Raw genomic sequence first — 9,597 nt, 5'->3', positions numbered from 1 at the left:
AAACAAAGGGAATCGGGGGGCGCGCACACTGCCCGGGCGTGCGGCAGCGGATGTCACGCCGCCGTCCGGCCGGAAGCTGTCGTGAGGCTGTCAAGGGCCTGTCGGTCGAATGTCGAGGGGCTGCGGGGGCCCTCGGCATGTGATGAGGTGTCAGCGTCAGTTGAAAGCCGGACCGGCCGGCTGCCGGTCTCCGCGTGGAAGGGACGAACAGTGGCTCCCCCGCTCTCCTCCTCCGCACGTCACATCAGTCGGCGCAGACTGCTCGCGACGTCGGCCGCCACCGCAGGCGCACTGCTCGTCGGGTCGCAGGCACGGGCACAGACACAAGCCGTCGAGGCGTCCGAGAAGACCTGGCCGGGCATCATCCCGCTGCCCAACGGCTTCCGCCCCGAGGGCATCACCATCGGCGGCGGCCCGTACGCCTACCTGGGCTCCCTCGGCGACGGCTCGATCTACCGCGCCGACCTGCGCACCGGGCAGGGCGGCATCATCTCCGCGGGCCCCGGCACGCCCTCCGTCGGGCTCAAACTCGACGGACGGGGGCGGCTGTTCGTCGCCGGGCGCGGTCAGGGTGCCCGCGTGGTGGACGTACGCACCGGCGCGATCCTCGCGTCGTACGTGCTCACCACGAAGACGCCGACCTTTGCCAACGATGTCTTCCTGACCCAGCGCGCCGCCTGGTTCACCGACTCGTTCCAGCCTGCCCTCTACGCCCTCCCGCTCGGCCGTCGCGGCCAGTTGCCGGACGCGGACGACGTGGTGACGGTCACCCTCAGCGGAGACTGGACCCAGACGCCCGGCGAGGTCGTCAACGCCAACGGCATCACCCGGACCCCCGACGGCAAGGCCCTGCTGGTGGTCCAGTCCGGTGCGGGCGGCCTGCACCGCGTCGACCCCGCAACCGGCGTCACCAAGTACGTCGACCTCGGCGACGCGGCCCCCCTCACCAACGGCGACGGCCTGCTCCTCCTCGGACGGCGCCTCTACGTCGTACAGAACCGCCAGAACGCGATCGACGTCTTCCGACTCGCCGCCGACGGCAGCCGCGGTGTCTTCGAGAACCGGATCACGGACGCGGGCTTCGACGTCCCGACGACGGTGGCCGCGTACCAGGGCAGGCTGTACCTGCCCAACGCCCGCTTCACCACGACGCCGACGCCGGACACGGCGTACGCGGTGGTGGCCGTGGAGCGCTGAGGGCTCCTCACAACCGCTGACGGTCCCCGCGCCGCCAAGGGGCGCGGGGCTGCGTCACCATGCGGCTCCGCATGAGGCTTCGCCGCGCGGGCGCGACCAGCCACGACGACCCGCCGCCGCGACCGGTCACGACGACCAACCGCGCCCATCAGTCAACCAGTCACGACGGACCCGCGGTGACCGCGCGGCGCCAAGCCGGCGGACCTGGGTGCCGACGCGGCGCGCCTCCGCTCAGTCCTCCGAGGAATCCTCGCCGTCGACCTCCGGATTGACCTCCGGATTGGCTTCCGGCCGGGGAGGCTTGGGCGGTCGCGTACGACCTCCGGGGGTGTCACGCAGGTTCCAAGTACCGGCACTACCGGCCGGCCCGGACCCGACGTCGCCCCCATCGGCCGTGGCGTGCCCGCCGGCCGCCGGACCCGTGGGGCCCCCGCCGTCACGCCTCCGCAGATACCGCTCGAACTCCCGAGCGATCGCCTCCCCGGACGCCTCCGGCAGCTCGGCCGTGTCCCGGGCCTCCTCCAGCGTCTGGACGTACTCGGCGACCTCGCTGTCCTCCGCGGCCAGCTGATCCACGCCCACCTGCCACGCACGCGCGTCCTCGGGCAGCTCGCCCAACGGAATGCGTACGTCGATCAGGTCCTCCAGACGGTTCAGGAGGGCGAGCGTGGCCTTCGGGTTCGGTGGCTGCGACACATAGTGCGGGACGGCGGCCCAGAGCGAGACGGCCGGGACGCCCGCGTGGGTGCACGCCTCCTGGAGGATGCCGACGATGCCCGTGGGGCCCTCGTACTTGGTCTCCTCCAGATCCAACCGCCGCGCCAGATCCGGATCGGACGTGACACCGCTGACCGGCACCGGACGTGTGTGCGGGGTGTCACCGAGCAGTGCGCCGAGGATGACGACGAGCTCGACACCCAGCTCGTGCGCGAAGCCCAGCAGCTCGTTGCAGAACGAGCGCCACCGCATCGACGGCTCTATGCCTCGGACCAGTACGAGATCACGGGGCTTCTCGCCGCCGACCCGGACGACCGACAACCTTGTCGTCGGCCAGGTGATCTTCCGTACGCCGTTGTCCAGCCACACCGTGGGTCGGTTCACCTGGAAGTCGTAGTAGTCCTCGGCGTCCAGCGCCGCGAACACCTCGCCCTTCCATTCCCTGTCCAGATGCGCGACCGCGGTGGAGGCGGCGTCGCCGGCGTCGTTCCAGCCTTCGAACGCGGCCACCATGACTGGGTCGATCAGCTCGGGAACCCCCTCCAGCTCGATCACCCAGCGCCTCCTTCCGACGTGCCCTCGCGTACGCCCCAACCTTACGGCGTGCCCAGGGGGCCTCCGCAGCCCCCTTGCACGGGGGAGTGAACGGACACTGCCCCGCCGGTCCCCCTTGAACACCCCTCAGCCCGCCGAGCTGTGAGTGATCAACTTCACGCGGGGCACTGACACGTCACGGTGCGGGGCGCTGACACGTCACAGTGACGACCGCAGCCACTGCTCCACGCTCGCGATGTGGACCGTCGCCCACGACCTGGCCGCCTCCGCGTCGCGGTCGCGCAGGGCGGTGAGGATGGCCCGGTGTTCGTGGAGGGTGCGGCTGACGGCGTCCTCCTGCGTGAGGCCGCGCCAGATGCGGGCGCGGGTGGTGGGGCCGGACAGGCCGTCCAGGAGGGAGCAGAGGACGGAGTTCCCGGAGCTCTGCACGATGCCCTTGTGGAACTCCAGGTCGCAGGCGACCAGTTCCTCCACCGACGGCTCGGTGCCGAGTTTGTCCAACTGGGCGCTCAGCGCGTCCAGTTGCTGCTCGCTGATGCGCAGCGCGGCCATGGCCGTGGCCGCCGGTTCCAGGATGCGGCGGACGGCGAGGAACTCCAGGACCGTGTCGTCGCGGTGGAAGTCGACGACGAAGCTCAGGGCCTCCAGCAGGAGTTGGGGGTCCAGGCTGGTGACGTACGTGCCGTCGCCCTGCCGTACGTCGAGGATGCGGATCAGCGACAGGGCGCGTACCGCCTCGCGCAGGGAGTTGCGGGACAGTCCGAGATCGGCGGCCAGCTCGCTCTCCTTGGGGAGGCGGTCGCCGGGGCGCAGCGCACCGGAGACGATCATGCCTTTGATCTTCTCGATCGCCTCGTCGGTCACTGCCATGGCGGGGCCCTCCCTGTCGTTCAGACATCCGATGTCTCAGGCCATTATGGGGGCTCTACCAGGCGAAAGCCTCCAGGTCGGCCGAGGTCGAGGCCTCGGCGAGGGCGGTCGGGGGAGTGGCGGGCGGTGATACGGGTCTCGAACAGATACGGGGCTCGAACAGTGGCTCCCGACGGTTCTTCGAGGTCATGCACGGTGTCGGGCATCTTGGGAACACCAGGAGTGCCCCGCTGTGTCCCAGGAGCTGCGTGCCGTCGACTGGACCGGAAGCAGCCTCGCGCTCATCGACCAGACCGCGCTTCCGCATCGCACCGAGACGATCGAGATCCGCGATGTGGACGCCCTGGTCACCGCCATCCAGCGCCTCGTCGTACGCGGTGCGCCGACGATCGGGGCGGCGGGCGCGTACGGGGTGGCGCTCGCGCTGTTGCGGGGGGAGCGCGAGGGCTGGTCGGCCGACGAGGTGCGCGCCGCGGTCGCCCGAGTCCGCGAGGCCCGGCCGACCGCCGTGAACCTGATGGTGGGGGTGATCCGGGGGCTGCACGCGCGGGGCCGTCTTGAGCTCGTCCGCGCCGACGAGACGCGCCCCATCCTCCAGGGATCCCGCCTCACCGCCTCGGAGTTGGTCCAGGAGGGCATCCCCCACTACGTCCAGGCCTTGTCGTGGCCGCTCGCGGTGACCGCCGGCCGCAGCGGATCCCGGGACAGGACCACCGGCAGGTTGCCCGACGTCCCTCGCATCCACCCGGACGAGGCGAAGCGGGCCGACTCGGCGGCCAGTACGGCGCCCGCCTCCTCCATCGGCTTCGACTCCGGCCTGTACTGGGCCAACACCCTGGTCTCGGCAGAACGAGCCCGCGCCCTCGGCGCCCTCTCCGACCACGCCGGCCAACTCGGCCTCTCCTGGGAGGCGTTCGAAACGGAGTTCCGCCACCTGTGGCCGACCCGCGTCGACACCTTCTTCGACGACGCCTGTCTCGACCGCTTCCTCCACCGCGTCTGGACGGAATCCCTCGGCTTCGCCGGCACGGAGATCATCCGCCGCATCATCGGCTTCGCCCACCTCACCGACCTGACGACGCCGGAGGACCCGGTACCGGCGTCCCGCCGAGCGGCGTCACTCCGCGTCGAACCACTCCTTCCCGGCCGCCCAGTGCGCGACCCAGCCGGCGAAGCCGGGTGCGGCGCTCGTGTATCCGAACTCCCTGCCGAAGGGCAGGGCGCCCACATCGGTGACGTGCCAGATGTGCCCGCGGTGGGGGCCGGTGACGACGAGATGCCAGTTCATGGCGCACCCGTCCGTACCGAGCACGATCGAACCGTGGTCGAGGACCCGGCCGATCACGGTGTCCGGGTCCTCGTACGGGCCGTCGTCCGTTTCCCAATGCCAGGGCGCCGTGAGCGGGAAGGGCTCGCTCAGATCCCGTGCCTCGCCGTCGTCGTGCCAGTCGTCGGGCAGTTCGGCCAGCCCCACGAGCCCGTACTCCGGCGGCCCCTGGAACGACCCGTCGGATATCTCCGCGACGAACGTCCGATACGGCTCCGGCAGCACCACCCCGTGCTCCGCCTCGAACGCGTGCACCGCCTCCCAGCCGAGCGCGGAGGCGCCGCCGTCGTCCACGGCGAACACCTCGCGCAGGGCGGCCAACTCACTGGGATCGGCCCGATCGATGTTCATGGGTTCATGAAAACACCCGGCACCGACAACCGGGCACACGAAAGGGGGCGGCCCCCTCGGTGGAGAGCCGCCCCCTCCTCACGTCGTACGGCGTGCTTGTCTCGCGTCGTACGGCCTACTTCTTGTCGAGCAGGTCCTGGACCTTCGCACGCACCTCGTCCGTGGCCAGGCCCCGGATCGTCAGCGTCGTACGGCGGCGGAGGACGTCGTCGACCGTCTCGGCCCACTCGGTGTCGCGGGCGTAGACGACCTGCGCCCAGATCTCGGGGGCGTCGGGGTGGACGCGCTCGCCCAGCTCCGGGTTCTCGTTGGCGAGGCGGGCGATGTCGAACGCCAGCGAACCGTAGTGCGTGGCCAGGTGCTTGGCGGTGTCGGCGCCCATGCGGGGGCCGGGGGCCGGGCGGTCGATCAGGAGGCGGTGGGCCACGGCGCGCGGGTTGGCGACCCCCGGCAGCGGCAGCTTCTTCGGCAGCGTGGAGACCGGCTCGAAGTCCTCGCCGAGCGGCCGGCCGGGCAGCGTCTGGAGCTTCCGCATGATCGTGCGGCCGATGTGCCGGAAGGTCGTCCACTTGCCGCCGGCCACCGACAGCATGCCGCTCCGGCCCTCGGTGACGACCGTCTCGCGCTTGGCCTTGGCCGTGTCCCCGGGCCCGCCCGGCAGCACCCGCAGACCCGCGAAGGCATAGGTGATGAGGTCACGGCCGAGCTGCTGGTCCCGGACGGAGAACGCGGCCTCGTCCAGGATCTGGGCCATGTCCTTGTCGTTGACGGCGACCTCGGCCGGGTCACCCTCGTACACCTCGTCGGTCGTGCCGAGGAGCAGCATGTCCTCCCAGGGGAGGGCGAAGGTGATGCGGTACTTGTCGATGGGGGTGGCGAGCGCGGCCTTCCACGGGGACGTCCGCTTCAGGACCAGGTGCGCGCCCTTGGACAGACGTATGGACGGGGCCGCCTTCGGGTCCTCCATGCGCCGCAGGTGGTCGACCCACGGCCCGGTCGCGTTCAGCACCAGCCGGGCGTCGACCCCGAACTCGTCGCCGGAGAGCCGGTCGCGCAACTCGGCGCCCGTGACCCGGCCCTTGGTGAAGCGCAGGCCGGTGACCTCGGCGTGGTTGAGGACGACCGCCCCGGAGTCGACGGCGGCGCGGACCGTCATCAGGGCCATCCGGGAGTCGTTCATCTGGTCGTCGCCGTACACGGCCACGGCCTTGAGGTTCTCGGTACGCAGCTCGGGCACGTCCTGCGCGGCCTTGGCGGGCGACAGGAGGTGACCCACGCCGTCGCCGAAGGCCGACAGCGCGGAGTAGGCGAAGACGCCCGCCCCGAGCTTCGCCGCGCCGTGCGGCCCGCCCTTGTACACGGGCAGGTAGAACGTGAGCGGATTCGCCAGATGGGGGGCCACCTGGCGGGAGACCGCGCGGCGTTCGAAGTGGTTCTCCGCCACCAGCTTCACCGCGCCGGTCTGCAGATAGCGCAGACCGCCGTGGAGCAGCTTGGAGGAGGCGGAGGAGGTGGCGCCGGCGAAGTCACCGGCGTCGACCAGCGCCACCCTGAGCCCGGACTGCGCGGCGTGCCAGGCGGTGGAGATGCCCAGGATGCCGCCGCCGATCACGAGGAGGTCGTACGACGCCTTGGCGAGCTGCTCCCGGGTCTCGGCTCGGCTCGGGGTGGAGCCGCCTGCCGGGCGTGTACCCAGGGCAGGCAGGGCTTGCAGGGTGGACTGACTGGTCATGTCGGGTTCTTACTCCTCATCAGAGCTCGTGTCGGAGCTCGCGTCAGAGCTGGGCGGGGAGCCGGTGGGAGCTCCCGGCGCATTGCTCAGCTCTCGTCAGTGCTCGTCTTCGATCCAGCCCATGGTCCGCTCGACGGCCTTGAGCCAGCTCTTGTACTCACGGTCGCGGGTCTCCGCGTCCATGCGGGGGGTCCACTCGGCGGCCCGCCGCCAGTTGGCGCGCAGGTCGTCGGTGCTGGTCCAGAAGCCGACGGCGAGACCGGCGGCGTAGGCGGCGCCGAGGCAGGTGGTCTCGGCGACCATCGGGCGCACCACGGGGGCGTCCAGGAAGTCCGAGAGGGTCTGCATCAGCAGGTTGTTGGAGGTCATGCCGCCGTCGACCTTGAGGGCCGCGAGCTCGACGCCCGAGTCCTTCGTCATGGCGTCGGTGATCTCACGGGTCTGCCAGGCGGTGGCCTCCAGGACGGCACGCGCGAGGTGCGCCTTGGTGACGTACCGGGTGAGACCGGCGATCACACCGCGGGCGTCGGAGCGCCAGTAGGGGGCGAACAGACCGGAGAAGGCCGGCACGAAGTAGGCGCCGCCGTTGTCCTCGACCGAGAGGGCGAGCGTCTCGATCTCGGCGGCGGTGGAGATGAGCCCCATCTGATCGCGCATCCACTGCACCAGCGAACCGGTGACGGCGATCGAGCCCTCCAGGGCGTAGACCGGCTTCTCGTCACCGATGCGGTAGCCGACGGTCGTCAGCAGACCCGAGTACGAGTTGATGATCTTCTCGCCGGTGTTCATCAGCATGAACGTGCCGGTGCCGTACGTGGACTTGGCCTCGCCCTCGGCGAAACAGGTCTGGCCGAACAGGGCCGCCTGCTGGTCACCGAGCGCCGAGGCGACCGGGATGCCGCCGAGCAGGTCGCCCAGCTTGCCGCCGGTGATCTCGCCGTACACCTCGGCGGAGGAGCGGATCTCCGGCAGCATCGACAGCGGAACGCCGATGGACTCGGCGATCTTCGGGTCCCACTGCAGGGTGTGCAGGTTCATCAGGAGGGTGCGGGAGGCGTTGGTGACGTCGGTGACGTGGTGGCCGCCGTTGACACCGCCCGTCAGGTTCCAGATGACCCAGCTGTCCATCGTGCCGAAGAGGATGTCGCCGGCCTCGGCGCGCTCGCGCAGGCCCTCGACGTTGTCCAGCAGCCAGCGGGCCTTCGGACCGGCGAAGTAGGAGGCGAGGGGAAGACCGGTCTCACGGCGGAAACGGTCCTGCCCGACGTTGCGGCCGAGCTCCTTGCAGAGCGCGTCGGTGCGGGTGTCCTGCCAGACGATGGCGTTGTGGACGGGCTCACCGGTGTTCTTGTCCCAGAGCAGCGTGGTCTCGCGCTGGTTGGTGATGCCGATGGCCTTGATGTCGTCACGGGTGATGCCGGCCTTCTCGATGGCACCCGCGACGACCTCCTGGACGTTCGTCCAGATCTCGGTGGCGTTGTGCTCGACCCAGCCCGGCTTCGGGAAGATCTGCTCGTGTTCCTTCTGGTCGACGGAGACGATACGGCCGTCCCGGTCGAAGACGATGCAGCGGCTGGAGGTGGTGCCCTGGTCGATCGCGGCGATGAACGGTCCGGCGGTGTGGGCGTCGGTCACGGTGTGCTCCTGAAGGTTCAACTGGTCAACGGGCTGTACGTACGGCGCGTGCTGAGCGTTTCGTGGATGTGCGGCTCGGGCGCTCTCAAGCGAATGCGACGTTGTAGATGCCTGCGGCGACGGCGGCGCCGATCAGCGGACCGGCCACCGGTATCCAGGCGTAGCCCCAGTCGGAGCCGCCCTTGTTGGGCAGGGGGAGCAGGGCGTGGACGATACGCGGACCGAGGTCACGGGCCGGGTTGATCGCGTAACCGGTCGGGCCGCCGAGCGAGAGACCGATGGAGACGACCACGAGGGAGGTGATCAGGGCACCGAGGGTGCCGAGACCCTTGCCGCTGTCGTTCAGGCCCTGGGTGAGGACGGCCAGGACGAGCACGACGGTACCGATGATCTCGGTGGCGATGTTCTGCGCCGCGTTCCGGATCTCCGGGCCGGTGGAGAAGATGCCGAGCACGGGGCCGGCGCCCTTCTCCCGGGCCTCGACGGCCTTGGCCTTGGTGGTCTCCGCGCCCGGACCGCCGACGATCTCCTTGTCGGTGAGGTGGGCGTGGAACTGGCCGTAGTAGGCGACCCAGACCAGGGAGGCGCCGATCATCGCGCCGAGCAGCTGCCCGCCCCAGTAGGTGGGGACCTGGCTCCACTCGATCCCGTTCTCCTTGAGCGCGAGCGCCAGGGTCACGGCCGGGTTCAGATGGGCGCCGGAGAGCGGCGCGGAGGTGTAGACGGCCGTCAGAACGGCAAAACCCCACCCGAAGGTGATGGCGAGCCAACCGGCGTTACGGGCCTTGGAGGCCTTCAGCGTGACGGCGGCGCACACGCCACCGCCGAGCAGGATGAGTATGGCGGTACCGATGGTCTCGCCGATGAAGATGTCGGAGCTGGACACCCGCGACTCCTTTGTCCTTCGTCCAGGGGAAAGAGTTCGGCCCTTGGCGTTGTCACACTCTAGCGCGTATTGCCGGTAGGTGTTCGACAATGTCGACCGATGGACGGGAGTCTGGCTCTGGCGTCTCAGGCGCGTCAAGAGTTGTGTTGTCGAAAGCACGATCGTTATTGATCGAACCGGCTCATCGATCTTGAGACGGCTGCCATGGGTGCCCGCGCGGACCATGGGTGCCCGCGCGGGGACGCGGATGAAGGCCGCGGATACGACGAGGGCCGCCGATACGGCGAAGACCGCGGGTGTGAAGAAGACCGCGGATGCGACGAGGGC

The 9,597-nt window shown here is 70.1% G+C and carries 8 protein-coding genes and 3 pseudogenes; 4 read left to right on the top strand and 7 right to left on the bottom strand.

Going from position 1 to position 9,597, the window contains the following annotated elements; all coding sequences use genetic code 11:
• Nucleotides 1-210 precede the first annotated feature (210 nt).
• Entirely contained in the window at nucleotides 211-1,197 is a 987-nt protein-coding gene (locus tag STRIP9103_RS39115) for an SMP-30/gluconolactonase/LRE family protein (protein ID WP_009336907.1), read from the top strand.
• A gap of 231 nt (nucleotides 1,198-1,428) precedes the next feature.
• Here the strand turns inward: STRIP9103_RS39115 and STRIP9103_RS39110 are convergent, their stop codons facing one another.
• Together STRIP9103_RS39110 and STRIP9103_RS39105 are read right to left on the bottom strand one after the other, a co-directional pair.
• Nucleotides 1,429-2,469 (bottom strand): PAC2 family protein, encoded by a 1,041-nt coding sequence (locus STRIP9103_RS39110; protein ID WP_009336897.1) that lies wholly within the window; start codon nucleotides 2,467-2,469, stop codon nucleotides 1,429-1,431.
• Nucleotides 2,470-2,667: 198 nt separating this feature from the next.
• Entirely contained in the window at nucleotides 2,668-3,339 is a 672-nt protein-coding gene (locus STRIP9103_RS39105; RefSeq protein WP_009336896.1) for a FadR/GntR family transcriptional regulator, read from the bottom strand.
• 232 nt (nucleotides 3,340-3,571) lie between these two features.
• On the opposite strand from STRIP9103_RS39105, the pseudogene STRIP9103_RS52435 reads away from it, so the two are divergent.
• Nucleotides 3,572-3,997, top strand: a pseudogene (locus STRIP9103_RS52435) (S-methyl-5-thioribose-1-phosphate isomerase); the annotation flags it as partial.
• Here the strand turns inward: STRIP9103_RS52435 and STRIP9103_RS47725 are convergent.
• Nucleotides 3,997-4,140: pseudogene (locus tag STRIP9103_RS47725) on the bottom strand (methylthioribulose-1-phosphate dehydratase); the annotation flags it as partial. The pseudogenes STRIP9103_RS52435 and STRIP9103_RS47725 overlap by 1 nt on opposite strands.
• Between STRIP9103_RS47725 and STRIP9103_RS52430 the strand changes: the two are divergent.
• Nucleotides 4,139-4,501: pseudogene (locus tag STRIP9103_RS52430) on the top strand (S-methyl-5-thioribose kinase); the annotation flags it as partial. The pseudogenes STRIP9103_RS47725 and STRIP9103_RS52430 overlap by 2 nt on opposite strands.
• On the opposite strand, the gene STRIP9103_RS39095 reads toward STRIP9103_RS52430, so the two are convergent.
• The 4 genes from STRIP9103_RS39095 to STRIP9103_RS39080 form a co-directional block, all read right to left on the bottom strand.
• Nucleotides 4,457-5,017, bottom strand: coding sequence for an SMI1/KNR4 family protein (locus STRIP9103_RS39095; RefSeq protein WP_009336910.1), 561 nt, complete (start codon nucleotides 5,015-5,017; stop codon nucleotides 4,457-4,459). The pseudogene STRIP9103_RS52430 and the gene STRIP9103_RS39095 overlap by 45 nt on opposite strands.
• 115 nt (nucleotides 5,018-5,132) lie before the next feature.
• Nucleotides 5,133-6,749 carry a glycerol-3-phosphate dehydrogenase/oxidase gene (locus STRIP9103_RS39090; protein WP_009336905.1) on the bottom strand — a complete coding sequence of 539 codons (1,617 nt, stop codon included), beginning with the start codon at nucleotides 6,747-6,749 and terminating at the stop codon, nucleotides 5,133-5,135.
• A 96-nt stretch (nucleotides 6,750-6,845) separates the two neighbouring features.
• A complete protein-coding gene (glpK, locus tag STRIP9103_RS39085) occupies nucleotides 6,846-8,384 on the bottom strand; it encodes a glycerol kinase GlpK (protein ID WP_009336900.1) in 1,539 nt (512 codons plus the stop codon).
• 85 nt (nucleotides 8,385-8,469) lie between these two features.
• On the bottom strand, nucleotides 8,470-9,270 hold the full coding sequence (locus STRIP9103_RS39080; RefSeq protein ID WP_009336903.1) for an MIP/aquaporin family protein: 801 nt from the start codon (nucleotides 9,268-9,270) through the stop codon (nucleotides 8,470-8,472).
• Nucleotides 9,271-9,349: 79 nt separating this feature from the next.
• Here STRIP9103_RS39080 and STRIP9103_RS52425 point away from each other — a divergent pair.
• Nucleotides 9,350-9,597 (top strand): hypothetical protein (locus STRIP9103_RS52425; RefSeq protein WP_234022415.1); only part of this gene is annotated, 248 nt, incomplete at its 3' end.

This window comes from Streptomyces ipomoeae 91-03, assembly GCF_000317595.1.
Lineage (GTDB): Bacteria > Actinomycetota > Actinomycetes > Streptomycetales > Streptomycetaceae > Streptomyces > Streptomyces ipomoeae.
The sequence above is the reverse complement of the archived record's forward strand: the minus strand, read 5'-3'. Positions and strand labels throughout refer to the sequence as shown.